At 60.6% G+C, this 15,970-nt stretch carries 16 protein-coding genes; 3 read left to right on the top strand and 13 right to left on the bottom strand.

Annotation, left to right across the window (positions count from 1 at the left end; translation table 11 throughout):
- The 5 genes from ACVRRC_RS10555 to nirK are packed head-to-tail and all read right to left on the bottom strand — an operon-like array spanning position 1 to position 4,625.
- The gene (locus tag ACVRRC_RS10555; protein ID WP_045159540.1) at positions 1–813 is read right to left on the bottom strand and encodes a CbbQ/NirQ/NorQ/GpvN family protein; all 813 of its coding nucleotides are present in this window, start codon (positions 811–813) and stop codon (positions 1–3) included.
- On the bottom strand, positions 810–2,171 hold the full coding sequence (locus ACVRRC_RS10550) for a cbb3-type cytochrome c oxidase subunit I (RefSeq protein WP_048329016.1): 1,362 nt from the start codon (positions 2,169–2,171) through the stop codon (positions 810–812). Before ACVRRC_RS10550 ends, ACVRRC_RS10555 begins: the two co-directional genes overlap by 4 nt.
- A gap of 56 nt (positions 2,172–2,227) precedes the next feature.
- Positions 2,228–3,079, bottom strand: a complete 852-nt coding sequence (locus ACVRRC_RS10545; RefSeq protein WP_019406900.1) for a c-type cytochrome — start codon at positions 3,077–3,079, stop codon at positions 2,228–2,230.
- A gap of 9 nt (positions 3,080–3,088) precedes the next feature.
- Positions 3,089–3,214 carry a hypothetical protein gene (locus tag ACVRRC_RS10540; RefSeq protein WP_256069373.1) on the bottom strand — a complete coding sequence of 42 codons (126 nt, stop codon included), beginning with the start codon at positions 3,212–3,214 and terminating at the stop codon, positions 3,089–3,091.
- A gap of 31 nt (positions 3,215–3,245) precedes the next feature.
- Positions 3,246–4,625 carry a copper-containing nitrite reductase gene (nirK, locus tag ACVRRC_RS10535; RefSeq protein WP_219853309.1) on the bottom strand — a complete coding sequence of 460 codons (1,380 nt, stop codon included), beginning with the start codon at positions 4,623–4,625 and terminating at the stop codon, positions 3,246–3,248.
- An 880-nt stretch (positions 4,626–5,505) separates the two neighbouring features.
- Here nirK and ACVRRC_RS10530 point away from each other — a divergent pair.
- Positions 5,506–5,814, top strand: coding sequence for a DUF736 domain-containing protein (locus tag ACVRRC_RS10530; RefSeq protein ID WP_045159537.1), 309 nt, complete (start codon positions 5,506–5,508; stop codon positions 5,812–5,814).
- Between the two features lie 973 nt (positions 5,815–6,787).
- On the opposite strand, the gene ACVRRC_RS10525 is transcribed toward ACVRRC_RS10530, so the two are convergent.
- Positions 6,788–6,934 carry a hypothetical protein gene (locus ACVRRC_RS10525; protein WP_368735198.1) on the bottom strand — a complete coding sequence of 49 codons (147 nt, stop codon included), beginning with the start codon at positions 6,932–6,934 and terminating at the stop codon, positions 6,788–6,790.
- Here ACVRRC_RS10525 and radC point away from each other — a divergent pair.
- On the top strand, positions 6,933–7,439 hold the full coding sequence (gene radC, locus ACVRRC_RS10520) for a RadC family protein (protein ID WP_472996983.1): 507 nt from the start codon (positions 6,933–6,935) through the stop codon (positions 7,437–7,439). The genes ACVRRC_RS10525 and radC overlap by 2 nt on opposite strands.
- A 27-nt stretch (positions 7,440–7,466) precedes the next feature.
- Here radC and ACVRRC_RS10515 read toward each other — a convergent pair whose 3' ends face one another.
- Positions 7,467–8,189 carry a helix-turn-helix domain-containing protein gene (locus ACVRRC_RS10515; protein WP_472996982.1) on the bottom strand — a complete coding sequence of 241 codons (723 nt, stop codon included), beginning with the start codon at positions 8,187–8,189 and terminating at the stop codon, positions 7,467–7,469.
- Positions 8,190–8,839: 650 nt separating this feature from the next.
- Between ACVRRC_RS10515 and ACVRRC_RS10510 the strand changes: the two genes are divergently transcribed.
- A complete protein-coding gene (locus tag ACVRRC_RS10510; RefSeq protein WP_125842915.1) occupies positions 8,840–9,028 on the top strand; it encodes a hypothetical protein in 189 nt (62 codons plus the stop codon).
- 34 nt (positions 9,029–9,062) lie between these two features.
- Here the strand turns inward: ACVRRC_RS10510 and ACVRRC_RS10505 are convergent, their stop codons facing one another.
- The 6 genes from ACVRRC_RS10505 to ACVRRC_RS10480 form a co-directional block, all read right to left on the bottom strand.
- A complete protein-coding gene (locus ACVRRC_RS10505; protein ID WP_472996981.1) occupies positions 9,063–10,784 on the bottom strand; it encodes a potassium/proton antiporter in 1,722 nt (573 codons plus the stop codon).
- Between the two features lie 158 nt (positions 10,785–10,942).
- A complete protein-coding gene (locus tag ACVRRC_RS10500) occupies positions 10,943–11,959 on the bottom strand; it encodes a CNNM domain-containing protein (protein ID WP_423566258.1) in 1,017 nt (338 codons plus the stop codon).
- On the bottom strand, positions 11,956–13,329 hold the full coding sequence (locus tag ACVRRC_RS10495) for a hemolysin family protein (RefSeq protein WP_472996980.1): 1,374 nt from the start codon (positions 13,327–13,329) through the stop codon (positions 11,956–11,958). Before ACVRRC_RS10495 ends, ACVRRC_RS10500 begins: the two co-directional genes overlap by 4 nt.
- 396 nt (positions 13,330–13,725) lie before the next feature.
- The gene (locus tag ACVRRC_RS10490; RefSeq protein ID WP_019406911.1) at positions 13,726–14,064 is read right to left on the bottom strand and encodes a DUF3325 domain-containing protein; all 339 of its coding nucleotides are present in this window, start codon (positions 14,062–14,064) and stop codon (positions 13,726–13,728) included.
- Positions 14,061–15,689, bottom strand: coding sequence for a PepSY-associated TM helix domain-containing protein (locus ACVRRC_RS10485; protein ID WP_472996979.1), 1,629 nt, complete (start codon positions 15,687–15,689; stop codon positions 14,061–14,063). The genes ACVRRC_RS10490 and ACVRRC_RS10485 overlap by 4 nt, the downstream gene beginning before the upstream one ends.
- On the bottom strand, positions 15,686–15,940 hold the full coding sequence (locus tag ACVRRC_RS10480; RefSeq protein ID WP_019406913.1) for a hypothetical protein: 255 nt from the start codon (positions 15,938–15,940) through the stop codon (positions 15,686–15,688). Before ACVRRC_RS10480 ends, ACVRRC_RS10485 begins: the two co-directional genes overlap by 4 nt.
- Positions 15,941–15,970: the final 30 nt, after the last annotated feature.

The raw sequence follows: 15,970 nt of genomic DNA, 5'->3' as shown, positions 1-15,970 counted from the left end.
CTATACGAAGGAGCCGTCGACCAGGTCGCGCATTGCACCGACCAGTGACTCGTCATCCGAGAGCGGCGCAACGATGGCCGCCCGGCACGCCTGGCGAACATCGATTCCCTGTGCGCACAGGGCGCCTGCCGCTACCAGCAGGCGGGTGCTGGGCACCTCTACCAGGCCACGGTCGCGCAAGGCGCGCAGGCGGCCAGCAAGGGCTACCAGCGAACGCGCCGTTGCCGCATCCACACCACTCTCGTACTGCACGATCTGCGCTTCTATGTCCGCTTCCGGGAAATCCAGGTCCATCGCCACGAACCGCTGCCGCGTACTGGGCTTGAGGTCCTTGAGCATCCGCTGATAGCCCGGGTTGTAGGAAATCACCAGCTGGAAGCCGGACGGCGCGCTGAGCAGCTCGCCAGTCTTGTCGATCGGCAGCACTCGCCTGTGGTCGGTTAGCGCATGCAGCACCACCACGGTGTCCTGCCTTGCCTCGACGATCTCGTCCAGGTAGCAGATGGCGCCTTCGCGTACCGCCCGGGTCAACGGGCCGTCCTGCCAAGCCGTGCCATCGTGACGGATTAGAAAGCGGCCGATCAGGTCGCTGGCCGACAGGTCGTCATGGCAGGCGATGGTGATCAGAGGGCGCTGCAGGCGCCAGGCCATGTGCTCGACCAAGCGGGTCTTGCCGCAACCCGTCGGCCCCTTGAGCATCACCGCTAAGCCACGGGCATGGCAGTGCTCGAACAGTGTGACCTCGTTGCCGCTGGGCAGGTAGAACGGTGCCGGACTGGCTTGCAGCTGCGCAGCATTTTCAGGAAGGCTCACGTTGAATGAACCTCCGTTCCGCTGACGGCCGGTTCGCTCGCCACCATGCGCGGCGCATGCCGGAAGAAGTCAAAGATGAATAGGGCCACGCCCACGGTGAACAGCGAGGCGGTTGCGATCAGCATGACGAAGTGGATCTGGATCTTAAGCTGTGCATCCAGATAGCCCATTCCCATGATCCGCTCCAGGTAGACCTGCGCAATCCCCGCGGTGGCGAACGACAGCGTCATGCCGAACATGCCGCTGATCTGCAGCCAGAATGCCCAGTAGCCCAAACTGCTGCCCTGCTCGCGCCGTCCCGACGTCAGCGCAGGCAGCGCGTAGGTGATCATCGCCAGGACGATCATCGCGTAGGCGCCGTAGAACGCTGCGTGACCATGCATCGCGGTGATCAGCGTGCCGTGAGTCCACTTGTTGACGCTCGGCCAGGTGTGCGCCAAGCCAAGCAAGCCCGCGCCGAACAGCGAGAACACCGCACTGCCGATTGTCCAGTGCAAGGCCAGGGTGTTGGGGTGGGCAAGTCCCGAACGGCGAATCGCGCCGTAGGCATAGGCGGCCATGCCTACCAGCGCCAGGGGCTCAAGCGCACTGAACAGCCCGCCGATGGGTAGCCAGTAGCTGGGCACGCCAACCCAGTAGTAATGGTGCGCGGTGCCGAGAATACCTGCGATGAAGACCAGCCCGACGATGACGTAAAGCCATTTCTCCATGACCTCGCGATCGGCACCGGACAGGCGGATCAGCAGATAGGCCAGGAAACCACCCATGATCATCATCCACACACCCTCGACCCACAGGTGGATGGTCCACCAGCGGTAGAAGATCGACACCGTGTAGTTCTCGTAATGCAGGAGCGCCGGTAAGTACAGCAGCGCTGCGCTGACGAAGCCAATCATTAGCACGGCCTCGGTGGTGGTGAAGCGCCGAGCCTTGCGAATCGTCATCCCGACGTTATAGAGGAAGATAAGCATGCAGATGACGATCACGATCTTGTGCGGCAGCGGCTGTTCCAGCAGCTTGTTGCCGGTGCCGTAGCGGAACAGGTAGCCGATGATCGCGGTGACGCCCATCAGCGTCCAGAGGATCAGTTGCAGGTAGGCCAGCCTGGTGCTGTGCAGCTCGGCACGTGACTCTTCCGGAATCATCCAGTAAGTGGCGCCCATGAAGCCCGTCAGCACCCACACGATAAGCAGGTTGGTGTGTATGACCTTGGTGACGTCGAACGGCAGGATATACAGCAGCGGATCGGGCCCGATGTACTTGGTCGCCGAGAGCAGACCGAAAACCAGCTGCAGCCCGAACAGCACCATCGCAACGGCGAAATACCAATAGGCGACCGATTGAGACTGATAGCGCATCGTAGTTTCCCCTTGAGCGGTCGTGAGTCGGTCCAGGCAGGGCCTGGCCGTGCAGGTCACTTGAGCGTTTCGAGAAATGCCGTTAGCTGGTCAATCTGTTCCGGCGTCAGGCTCTTGTCGTAACCGGTGGGCATGAAGGACGTCCCGTCCGCCGAGTACATCGCGCCAGGCACGATGTGCGCGCTGGGCGACACGATCGATTCATGGATATAGCCGCGGGCGTCTTTCGCCTGCCCCTGGTAGTCAGGCGACTCCACGATCCGTGCCGCACGTGTGGCGATCCCGGCAAGTGTCGGCCCTGCCATGTCCGCCCCGGGCGCAGTGGAGTGGCAGGCGTTGCAGGCCGGTACGGCCGTGCGGAACACCTTCTCGCCGAGTGCGCGCTCGTCGTCATCGGCCGCCACTGGCCGCGCTCCGGGCGGTGCATCGTCACGACCAGCGCTGCCTTGCGCCAGGGTGTCGGCGCCGGGTACGAAACTGCCGGTCACGAGTATCGGACGAGGTGGCCACCCCTGATTGTCGACCTTGCTCACCCAGTCGAGAAAGGCGATCAGATCGCTGATCTCCTCCTCGGACAGGTCCTGCCTGGGCATCAACCGGCGATGGATCTTCTCGTCGTAGAACTTCGAGGGGTCCCGCATGTAGGCCTTGAGGTAAGGCTCGCCCCGATGCTGGGTGATCTTCGTAAGATCCGGGGCGTAGTAGGCCCCCTCCCCGAACAGCGTGTGGCAGTTGATGCAGTTGTACTTGTGCCATACATCCATGCCGTGTTTGACCTGCGGCGTGATGTTCTGGGCGTTGGTCAGCTCCGGAAATTGGCGGTGGCTGTCGAGGGTGAGCCCGAGAAACACGAGCGCGGCCACCCCAGTTGCTGCTATGGCAAAAAGCCTCGCTTGACGATTGTTCATGGCGCCCCCTCAGACGTTGATGCCGGTCCAGTGTATGAACGTCATCGAGAACGCGTAGAGCATGGCCCCAAACATCAGTAGCAGCACGACGGCACTCAGGAGTTTCAACGGGCGATAAAGCTTGCGAGCCTGCATGGCGCCTCCTCAGGACAGATATCGGTGGGACTCAATGTCCGGAATGCGGGTCGATCGGCTCCGGGCTGGAGAAGATCGACGAGTCGCCCTCGCCGGTCACGGTCAGTACGCCTGCCAGCCCCTTTTCGGCCCGAGAAAGCGCGTGATCGACTAGCGTGTACTTACCTGGGTAATCGGCAACGAACTCGACCATTGTGGCCCCGCCTGCAGGCACCAGCGTTGTCTGCACGTCGGTCAAAGGCGCACTGGTGAGCGACCCCTGGTCGTACACCCGGTCGAAAATCTCCCCGATGACGTGGAAGCTGGAGATAAGGTTCGGCCCACCGACGCCAAAGAAGATGCGCACGCTATCGCCGGCCTTTACCGTCATCTGATGGGTTTTGGTCAGCGCGTCGAGCGCGCCATTGAACATCATGAATTGCGGCGTCTCGCGCAGCAGCATGTCCAGCGAGAACTCATGCAGCCCGCGCTCGCCCCGCGGACTTGCGGTATAGAGCTCGCCCTGCATCACATAGAACTCGTGGTCGACAGGCGCGAGCCCACCCTCGGGCTCCACCAGGATCAGCCCATACATCCCATTGGTGATGTGCTGAGCGACCATCGGCGTTGCGCAGTGATAGACGTACAGCCCTGGTTGGAGCGCCTTGAACGTGAACGAGCGCGTCTGCCCGGGGGCCGCCTGGGTCACGGCTGCGCCGCCGCCGGGGCCGGTCACCGCATGCAGATCGATGGAATGGATGTGGTTGCTGTCGGGCTCGTTCGTCAGGTTCAGCGTGACGGTATCGCCTTCGCGGATACGCATCATCGGCCCGGGCACTGTGCCGTTGAATGTCCAGAAACGGTAACTGCTGCCGTCGCTCAGGCGACCCTCCTCCTCGGTGGTGCGCAGATCGATCGTCAGGTTCTTCGGTTCCCGCTTGCCGACCGGCTCACCCACTTTCGAGGGGTCCATGGTCAGGTCCTTGCCCTGCTGGGCGACTGGGTCGGGGCCATCACCGACGATTAACCGCCCGACCATGCCGGCAGCCTTGTGCCCCGGCAGGCTGCAGTAGTACTCGAAATTCCCGTTGCGCGTCGCCCGAAACACGACGGCCGTCGCTGCGCCTTTGCCGGAAACTTCACTGGAACTGGTATCGAACTCCGGAACGACAATATCATGTACCGCCCCGTCGCCATTGACGAGGTTAATTTGAACTACCGCGCCCTCCGGAACTTTGATATCCGGATTGACCTGGCCACGCGTCGCGCCTGACTCGCTTACATATACAAGCTTGCCGTCGGCGATATCCGTCCTAAGCGTGATCGTCACATCCGGTCGATATGAAACATCGGAAGATGCTTTCTGCGCCCACGTTTGAGGAACGAAAAACAGCGAAACGGTTAATGAAGCAATTGCCAGCAACGAGCGCATCTGCGTGCTCCTCATACCCTTTGAGACGCAGTCTAGACAGAGCGCTTCGCTTTTCCAGAATCCTTCCGATAATAATACGATCAATAAAATTGAATTGAAAATTCAACTTTTCTTGATTAAACGAAGGATTAACTCTGCGGTACGCTGGAATTGACCATGATCAATAAAAAACCCCGATTGATCAGCGCCGAGTCTAATACCTGCGCCCCCAAAACTGCATTTTTTACAGAATTACTTCCGGCCGCTGCCTTTTTGGCAGCCTAAAAATATTTGATTAATCGATGAACGGCAGCAAATAACCCGTTACATCTTGTCGTCACGTCGCAACAGTTCGCAGTCAGCAGGTCTTTCGAAGCGCAGTGCTTTCGCCGACTGCCCCTGTCGACTTTCACCGCTGATGCGGAACGTACGACCTAGCTCGCGGGACTGTGCTCCCGCAGGTCGCTGGATAGTCAATCGAGGCACACCATACCGGGCAGGATCGTCCAGGCTTCTGTCGATTCGCCCCAAGTCCGTCGAGGTAGCCGATCGGACAACTGCCCGGCTGGCAGTGTGCGGGCAACTTGGCGACGGGCGTGCGCGTAATCGAATCGCCGGCTTTCGCGCGGTGATCGGTTCTACCTGGCGCTTCCCTATACCTGAGCGCCGCCCAGACGTCCTCTGCGCGTAGTGAATCCTGGAGGGTTCGGGCTTTGTGGCCACAACCGTCGAACCCAACAATTTCCCCGCCGGTACCCGGCTTCCTCGCGAGGCAAATTGTTCGGTCCTTGCGGTCCTTCTCTGCGTTACGGCTGCAGGCAGTGCGGCCCGCCCTCTCCCACCGACCGGATCACAACGAGGACGCGATAGGCGCGGCCCTCAATCCGAAAGGAGAAACACCATGGCCAACATCGGCACCTTCACCACCCTCAACGACGGCTTCACCGGCACGCTGCATACCCTGACGCTCAAAGCGAAGATCGCTTTCGTGCCCAACGACAAGAGCACAGCCAATGCGCCAGATTATCGAATCCTCTCCTCGGGCGGGGTCGAGATCGGGGCCGCCTGGAAGAAGCTCAGCCAGAACGATCGCCCCTACCTGTCGGTCACGCTCGATGATCCGGCTTTCCCCGCCACCGTATACGCGCGACTCCTGGAGGAATCCGAAGGCTCCCACGTGCTGATGTGGAGCCGAAGCAAGGCCGAGTGACGAGAAGGCGCCCTGGCAATACAGGGCGCCTTTTTGTGAGCCAGTTCCACATGCGCTGGACCATATGCGCTACGGTTTGCGCGGGGTGTAACGACCCCGCACTGCTGGCTCTTTACGGCCTAGTAAAGAGCATTGGGCGCCCGAAGGGGCGCTTTTTTTTGCCCGCGCTTTGGACGACTTCGGTCACAGCCTCTAGTAAGAACAACGTTCAGATCCGCCGAAGCGGGTTCCGCGCAAGCACATGTGGCGTGTGCTGCGCAGAACTAACGGCGGGTAGGCGCATTGCCCATCCGGCCCATCGATCGCAATCTTCAACGACTCGAGCGTCTCACGGCTGCGAGGAACGTCCACATAACAGCAGGCCTCCGATTTCTTGCACGACGACACCTGTGCATCGGGCACCGCCATCCCATTCGCTTCGATCGAAATGCGAGGTTCTTTTCCATTCCAGCAGCCGGCAGACAAGCCTGGACCACGAACGACAATGCTCGTCTTGGCGGGATTGCCAACCTAGTCGCCTGGCAAAATCGGGACGAGGAAGAGCGAATGAGTTGACCCTTCCGCGCTCTTCTGGATTTCCACGGTCACAGTCGAACTGCAGGTTTGCTGCGCCCAAACCATATACGGCGACTCGAAAGTACTGCCGTGAAGCGTTACCGGCTTGTCCACCCTCACCCACTCCCGGTCCCCATCCGCCACCCAATGTCGTCCGGCACGGTAGTCGAGGCATCCGCCCAATGAAACGGCTATGAGCATCAACAGTAGGCCCAGCCGTATCGTCTCGCCCGTTTTCATTGCTGCGGCCTCCGTTCCGTCAGTTTCGCGCGCCAGGCTGGCTTGTTCGTCAGCTGCATTAGGTGCGGCCAATCGAGGTCGGCATTGGCCGATGAGGGGCGCAATGCCTGCGCGCTCAGCTTGCAGCGCTGCCTGTCATATCGTGCCAGAGAGTTGATGGGCGGACTTGCTGTTTCCTTCACCTTGTCACGGTGTGCTCGCCGTCAAGGGCTTCATCCGCGTCGCGTTTTCGCGGCTGGCGCCGGCTTCGCCCCCTGACTGCTTGCGCTGCACCGTGCCGAGTCGGTTCCGGGCAATCTCGCCCGAGCAACCGGAGCACCGACATGTCGAACGTCATTTCTTCCGCCGAATCCATTCTGCTGGTTCGAGACGATGCGGGCCGTTATGTACCGGCATCCCCTGAACAGATCCTCGACGCCGCTCGGCGAGCCATCGACGTGAAGATGAAGCGAGGCGCAGCATTCACGTCGCCGGACATCGTCAAGAACTTCCTGCAGGCCAAGCTTGCTGGCTTCGAACACGAAATGTTCGCTGCCCTTTTCCTGGATAACCGGCATCGGCTGATCGAGTACGTCGAACTGTTTCGCGGCACGGTCGACACGGCCTCGGTGTACCCCCGCGAAGTGGTGAAGGAGGCCCTGCGCCTCAACGCAGCGGCAATAATCTTTTCGCACAATCATCCAAGCGGACATCCCGAGCCTAGCGAAGCGGACAAGGCACTTACCAGACGCCTAAAGCAGGCGCTCGACCTCGTTGATGTGCGCACCCTCGACCATGTGATCGTGGCTGGCCATGCGTCGACGTCGCTGGCCGAGTGCGGGCTCGTCTAATCAACAAGGGGGCGCAAGCCCCCTCTCTCAACGGGTCCAGGCTACGCAGTTGTGAGACGCGGACGCGCCTGCGGGACGGCGGAACTGCTTGCTGCACGCAAGCTCGCGCAGCCGGCGAGAGTCGAGGATCTGAACTTCCCGTCCGTGTGTTTCGAGCACGTCCTCGGCGCGAAGATCGGCAAGGGCTCGGGAGACCGATTCGACCGCGAGTCCAAGATGATTCGCTATCTCGACCCGGGACATGGGTAAATGGAACCGGTTGGCCGCCAGGCGACGCTCGGCCAATGCGCTTGCGTACCAAGCCACGAAGCTCGCCACCCGTGTGTCGGCCCGGGGCGTGGCGAGCTGGAGCCGAGCACAGCGAATGCTGTTCAGCTCCTTGCTAAGAGCACGGCGCAGGAAGCGGACGAGGCCGCCATTGGCTTCGCTCGATTGGAGCAGTAATTCCTTGGGGAACTCACACAAAGCGGTACGCTGCACTGCTCGAGCGCTCGTCTGGTACTCGTCCTCATGAAGTGCTGACGCCCCGACCAGATCACCGCCCAAGCTGAAGAAAAGTATCTGTTGGACCCCATAGTGGTTCGGGCTCGTCGTGCCAATCGTCCCGGACCGAACTACATAAAGGCTGGTTGCCTGTTGGCCTGCTTCGAACAGGATCTGTCCCTTCGCCAACGTCAACGTACGCAACCGAGTTTGATCGGTAGGAAGATCGTCAACGGCAAGCACGGATGGCAGACAGATGCCGGACATGACGCACTGTTGGCACGGGAGAGCGTGACCCGCGGACACGGTGGTCACAAGCGCGTCGGCGCGTTGCGCGTTGTTGTAGTGAAGAACACCGTCCATTCTCCTGGCCAATTCGGAGGCCAAGAGCGTGCCTTACGGGAAGAATCAAAACCAATGAATAGCGTTGCGCTTTAAATGCAATTATTTTGTTCTAGATAAGCTTCGCGTCTTGGTGTAGCAGGACGAGCGAGCAAGCCGACGAAAGACACGCGAATGAAAATACATTTCAGGGACGACACCGCACGAGCCTTTGAGCGCCGCAGGCGACAGTTCAGCCTCGCATCGACGCTCGTTGTGCTGACTGGCTTTGCTGTACTCGCTTACACCACTCATGAAAGCGAGGCGTTCGGCATCGTGGAGGCCGGGGTGGCGTTTGGAATCGGCTTACTGGTGTACCTGTTAAGGGTTTGGCTCTGGCGGTGCCCCACCTGTAGCGCGCCCCTGGAGATGGGTGGCCTGCACGTTTCTGACCTACGCCGATCCCATCGGATCGCATGCAAGCGATGCGGGGCAACGTTTCCTTGAACATCTCGCGGGGCAACTCCAAGGCGTTGAAAAGCCAGCGAGACGCCCCCAATTTAGTCGCCGATCACCTTCCATTCTGCGAGACGTTCATGAACACACCCATAATGGTTCTTTGCGCCGTGCTAAGCGTCGGCGTGGTCGGCGCAGGCGTCGTGCTTGACCTGCGCGCCGCCGATCGAGATCGTGCAGCCAGAACAACCGACTACAACAACCCCAACACCCTGCTCACCCTTCGCCACTCGCGCCCGGACACGAAGGGTACCAAGCACAAGGCGTAATGCTTGCACTCGCTCCCGCTTCGCCCGAAGGCAGTTACGAACGGCTGGCAGGCATTGCTTGGATGCCAACTGTCGTAATGCGGCCCAGCATCTCCTCGCGTACCGTAAGCAAGGCAGAGCCGGACATGAGCTCGGCGCCCTGGGCTGCACGGCCGTCTAGGGCATGCTTCATTACGTGGTCGAGCGTTTGCTCCGACTCGGCTTCCAGTTCGATGCCATAGGAATTCCATACGTCCTCGACCTTGGTGCTGCCCTTGAGCCTAAGCTCAAGGCTCGGCAGGTCCGTTCTGGATGCCTCTACGGCCTGAGAGAATACGCAGTCAACGAATGGCTGGTTGTTCGGCTTGAGCACCACGAACAGATGATCACCCGCCTCCAGGCGCGTCGAGCCTCGTGGTGGGATCACGGCCGAGCCGCGCGTGATCATTGCGACGACCACGCCTTCGGGCAACGCCATTTGAGAGATCAGCCGGCCTGCCGCCCGTGCATCGTCGCCCAGTGTGTATTCGACAATTTCTGCATCAACATCGTGCAAGGAGGAGATCTCCAGCGTCGCGGCCGGCGAGGCCGGCGGTTTCTCGGTCAGCCCAAGCCGGCGTGCGACCAAGGGCAGCGTTGACCCCTGCACCGTGGCCGAAAGCAGAACCACGAAAAACACGACGTTGAATATCAGGGGCGCGTTTGGGAGTCCGAACAGCAGCGGGAAGATGGCGAGGATAATCGGAACCGAACCGCGTAAGCCTACCCAGGAAACCAGCGCCATCTCTCTACTGTTAAAACCGAAAATCGCAAGCAGTGGAGCGACCGCCAGTGGTCTGGCCAGCAGGACAAGCACCACCGCGATCACCAACCCTTCGAACCAGACATCGAGCAGCGATATTGGATCGACGAGCAAGCCAAGGACGACGAACATGGTGATCTGACTGAGCCATGCCAGCCCATCCATGAAGAGGTATGTGCTGCGCTGAAAAACAAACTTGTGGTTACCGATCATTACCCCAGCGACAAAGATCGCCAGAAAGCCGCTTCCCCCTAAGTTTGCCGAAACGCCATATGCGAGCAGGCCGCCGGCGGCTACGAGGACCGGATAGAGGCCGGTCGCGACCAGCTTGATCCGGCTTAGAAGCTTGAGCACCGACCATCCAACGCCAACGCCAACGATCGCGCCAACGCCCATCTGCAAGAGGAACATCTGCAGCAGGCCCCATCCTAACGGCATGCCGTTGACCAGAACCTCCAGCAGTCCAACCGTCAGGAAGATGGCCATTGGATCGTTCGACGCACTTTCGATCTCCAGTACCGACTTCAGACGACTGTTGATGTGCACGCCCGCGTTTCTTAGCAGCGAAAACACCGCTGCCGCATCCGTCGAGCCGATGATGGCGCCCAGGAGCATCCCTTCCAGCACGGGAAGGTCAAGCATCCATGCCGCGGCGAGCCCCGCAATCGCTGCTGTCGCCATCACGCCAACTGTCGCGAGCAGCGACGCTGGCTTCCAAACACTGCGGATCGAGGAAACCGGGGTCTGAAGGCCACCGTCGAAGAGGATAAGCGCCAGCGCCAAGGTCCCAAGCGCATGTGCCGCGACGGCATTATCAAAAACGATACCGCCGATACCGTTCTCTCCGGCGAGCATGCCGGTGATCAGGAACATGACGAGGACGGGTAGCCCAAGTCGGGCCGAAACCTTGCTCGACAGCACACCGAACAGGATCAGTACGGCAGCCAGCAAAAGGAGTTTGTCGATCGCAAACACTTGGGTTCCTCATGATTAGTTGCGCTCATCGCGAGCCCATGTCCGTGGGTTGGAGTGGTGCTCATGTCGCGTAATCAAAGCGGGCCGATAGGGAGTCGAGTGTGGATGCAGCGCTATCGCGCGCCGACTCGTTTCTTCGCTTATCCCCGGGCTCGGGCCTACGAAGCAGTCGCGAGGGGCAATATGCGTTCCAATATATCGGCGAGCGTTATCACCCCTTTCAGACGCCCGTCATGCATGACCACAGCAAACTGCACGCTAGATTTCCTCATGCGTGCGAGAGACTCATAGACCGGGGTTTTCGCGTCCAGGACGAAAACCCGGCGAGCGATTTCACGCGCTGGCCGCGAATCGGGCTCAAGCAGAGTGTCACGCAGGTGAACGACCAACGGCAGCTCGTCGCGGGTACCGAGGATCAGGATACGAAGGTGACCCGACCGTGCGGCGATGGCACGTACCTCCGACACGGACGCCTCAAATCTGACATGTACCGGGGCGGCGTCACGCGTCACCAGCTCGTCGATTGGCAAGCTGCCGAGATCGATAAGACTGGAAATCTGCTGCTGTAGGCCTGGCTGGAGAGTTCCGACCTCGGCAGAATGCTCGACGAGTTTGCGAATGGTGGCAATGTCCTGCCCGCCCACCGCGGCGCTCTCGACAGGCTCGACGCCGGAGGCCTTGACCAGTCGGTTGGCAATTGAATTGACCCACCTCATCAGTGGTCGCAAAGGCCAGATGTAGCCACGCGATATGAGCCCCACGGCAAGCGCCGAACGTTCCGGGTGCGCAATCGCCCAGGATTTGGGTGCCATCTCGCCAACAACCAGGTGCAGGAAAGTCACGAGGAAAAGCGCAAGCGCAAAGGACGCGCCACCGACCAACCAATCAGGCAGGCCAGCAACGATTAACAGCGGGCCGAGCCAATTGTCGACGGCGGGCTTGGTCACGGCCCCGAGCGCGAAGGTGCAGAACGTGATGCCGAGCTGCGCTCCTGCGAGCATCAGGGTCAGGTCATTCATGCCTCGCAACGCAGCTCGTGCGGAGCTGCTGGTCGGCGCCAGTTCCTCGAGACGGTGACGACGCGCACCCAGCAGCGCGAACTCGATGATGACGAATATTGCGCTAAGACCGATGAGGGCAATGGTCACCAAGGTGACGATCAGTGGGTCATTCATTGCGATCGCTCCTGCCCCATCGTCTCTACAAGGGTGACTCGCACCTGAGTCGGTACATAACGTTCTACACGCAGCACCTCGATCGCCAGCTGACGCTCCACGGACAGATCGGAAACAAGCTCTGAAGGAGCCTTAGGCAAGCTTATCGTCACGACGTCACCTTCGGATGGCAGTGCACCCAGCTCTGCGATCAACAGGCCGGCAATGGTTTCGACCTCCTCACGATGCAGGTCATGGCCTAATGCGCGTTCGACCTCGTCCAGATGTACGTCGCCATTCATGAGCCAGACGCCGTTACCGCCCGCTATCACCGGATCAGCGCTCACTTCATCATGTTCATCGGTGATTTCGCCGACGATTTCCTCAGCCAGATCCTCAAGCGTCAGGACGCCCACGAAACTGCCGTATTCATCGATTACGCAGGCCATCTGGTTGCCGCCTTGAATCAGTTCGGCAAGGGCATCGGGTAGCGCCATGAGGGTGGGAACAACCGTGGCCGGTCTCATTACCGTTTCAACGGTGTCTTCAGTCTCGCCAGCTGACAGCCGTAACAGGACATCCGTGAGGTGAATGACACCGACCGGTGTGTCCTCGTGGATGACCGGATAACGTGTGTGACCACGCGCCATGAGTTCACGCAGCTTGTGCAACGTCGTCTCGGGCGTCAGCCAGTCGACCTGTGACCGAGGAATCATGGCGTGTTCGACGTCCCGCTGGGGAAAGTCGAGAATACGGTCCAACATAAGCGAAAGCTCAACGGGAACGTCCCCGCTGTCACGCGAGTTGGAAATGATATGCGGCAGGTCCTCAGCCGTGACGCTCACGTCCAGATCATGCACGGGCTCTATGCGCAGCATGCGCAAGAAAAGGTTGGCGGACTTGTCAAAAAAGCCGATTAGCCAGCCGAATACCGTAAGGTAGATCTGAGTCGAGCGGGCAAGACCTCTGGCCAGGGGCTCGGCATTGGCGATTGCCAGGTTCTTCGGATAAAGCTCGCCAAATATCATCTGGATAATCGTGGCGGCTACCAGGGCGAGCAGCGTACCTACGGTCACACCAACCTCGGACGGAATGCCAACCCCGCCCAGCAGGACAGCGAGCGACTGCCCAACAAGCGGCTCTGCTACGAAACCGACTAGAAGTCCCGTCACGGTGATGCCCAATTGGGCACCGGACAACATGAAGCTGGTTCGCTTGGTAACGTCGAGAGCACGCTTGGCGGAGACGTTTCCGGCGGCCGCCAGTACTGCGAGCCGCGTACGGTCGACGGCCATGAAGGCGAATTCCTGGGCGACGAAGTAGCCGTTTGCCGCAATGATCGCCAGGATAACGAGGGTGCCAAACACAAGAGTGAGGGTCGGTTCGATCACCGGATCACCTCGACATATGGCGTTTCAGAAGAGCATCTACAACCGCTGGGGCTCGACGTGTCCACAATGGATCCGACGTGACTAGGGGACGCCATTATATTCCTTCGCTAGCCCCGGGCCACGTTGTTCATCGAAACGGGTAATGCGAACGCAGCCCCCGAATTCCGCGGGCACCAAGCACGGTAAATGGACTTTTCAACATTTGAATACAAATGCAATCACCGATTGGCCGGCGGTAGAGCCAAGCCAATCGGACCCTACCCGCTCAAAACGCATCGTGTCCGCTGCCGACAAAAAGGCTCCTGGCTGCGCAAAAGCTCACACCAACGTATCACCAGCAGACAATCACCTTAACCACAAGCGATTTTTGCTTGGATTACTGCGCCCGCATTGTTGTTAGCACATCACCGTCCAAGCCAACAGCCACAGCGGAATGCTTACGACAGGAAAGACCACGGCAAGTCGGGCCTGATATGGCAGCAGCCATGCCAGCACGAGTGCCGCCAGCGAGATCGCTCCGAACCAACCGACCGGCCCCATCGCCCAACCCCAGGCCCAGACGCAGCTGGCGAAACTGCCCACCAGTAAGGCTGCGCCTGTCATGCGCAATGCATGGCGCAGCACCGACGACGGCACGCGCTTCCAGACCAGTTTGAAGTTGCGCTCCATGCCCTGACAAAGCCCGACCATCCCGCCATAGGCGAGCAGCAGGCCAGCCACGAACGGCAGCATCATGGATGCACCTCCTTCGGTATCAGCGTTGCTCGTAAAGGCGCCGACTGCGCAGCACCGGCACGCAGACCGACCTTGCGCGCCAGCCACAACAGGATCGCTCCCATTGCCACGCAGGTTAGCTCCAACCAAAGCCGCGTCGTGTCCGCCCACGGCGCGCCGCCGGCAGTCGCCATGTTCAGCAGCGGCAACGTCACGCAGAGCAGCGCCAATAGCACCAGCTGTTGGGCCCAGCCGCGCAGCGTCGGTCGCCACAGCGCATGGGCCAGTGCGATCATCCAGATCAGAAAGAACACGCGCACCTCCCATTCGCCACGCTTGGCCAGTTCAACCGGCAACAGGCGATTGGCCCACAGCAGGCCGATACAGGCCAGGGAAAGGCCGGCCACCACGGCCAGGTTGAGCGACTCGACCAGGCGATGGAAACGTTGCGTTGCGGCGCTCTGCTCGGCATACCTGCGCCGCCGCTTGATGCAGAAGTGCACCAGGCCGGTGGCGATCATGGCGCAGCTGACTATGCCGCAGAGGAAGTACAGCCAGCGCATCGGATATCCGCCGAATTGGGCGAAGTGCAGCCCAGCCATGACTCTTTGTGTGAGCAGGCTCGGCCGGCTCTCGTCGGGCATGCGCAGCACGACGCCCCTGACGCCATCGAATGACATGCTGTGGCCTTTGGTCAGTTCGATTCGGTTACCGAGCACGGGGCGCACGTCGATGCGCGCATCGGGCCGCCCCGGATTCTGAATGGACAGCCCGCCGACCGGGCCCATCGCCGCTTCGGCCTGTGCCAGGATCGGCCCGAGCGGCGCCAGGGGCACTGCGCTTGCCGACTGCGCAGTGACGTCGGAGCGCCCTGCCCTCATCTGACCGATTCCTGCATCAGGTCGCTGACCACGCCGGCCGAGAGGCGCGCGCTCGCTCTGTTGCTCCACAGCACCACCTCGCAGATCGCGGCTGGCCGCCTGCCGGTCGCCCTCATACAGCGCATCCACCGCGGCGGGCATATACAGCAGGTAGAAGATTACCAATCCGGTGTAGGTGATCATCAGATGAAAGGGCAGCAGCAGCACGCCACTGGCGTTGTGCGCATCCAACCAGGAACGCTGCCCCTTGCCGGGGCGGAAGGTGAAGAAATCCTTGAATATCTTCTTGTGGATCACGATGCCGCTGATCAGCGCCACCAGCATCGCCATGGCCGCCAACCCGACTACCCAGATGCCAATATTGCGCGGCATGTTCAGGGTGAAGTGAAAGCGAAAGAAGAATCCGCCACCCGCCGTCTCCCGCGCAGAGATCGGCTCGCCGGTAACCGGGTCGAGTAGCTGCCCGCCGCCGCGACGCTGCTCGCCGGTCGATACGCTGAGGTTCGACGAACGTTCGGTCGGCAGGTTGATATTCCAGCTCGGCGCATCGGCGTGACGCGCCTGCAGGTAAGCGACGGCGCGTTGCAGCGCGTCCTCCTGGGTGCCCACATACCGCTGCACTTCCGGGCGCATCCAGCCGTCGATCTCCTTGTCGAACACAGCCAGGGTGCCGGTAAGAAAAATGGCGAACAGCAACCAGCCAAGCAGCAGACCGCACCAGGTATGCAGCCATGCCATCGACTGCGTGAAACTCTGCTTCTTCATCCGATGCGCTCCTGCAGCTGCGGCCAGAAGCCAATCACGGCCAACGGCACGGCCAGCAGTACGCCGCAGCAGACCCGCCGTAGGTCACGCGCCGCAAAAGCCCATAGGAGGGCAATGGTGTAGACAAGAAAGGCCGGCAGCGTCGCGACAACCAGTGCATCGGCTGCAGACAGCGGCAGGAGTCTCGCCAGCGCTGCAGTGAATGCATAGGTGAAGGCGTAGCCACCGAGAATGGCGAGGGCGGAACGCATGGTGATATCGCGCCATGCACTTTTCGATCG

Source organism: Stutzerimonas sp. LR2, assembly GCF_055755175.1.
Note: the sequence above shows the minus strand (reverse complement) of the source record. Positions and strands in the feature narration are given on the sequence as shown.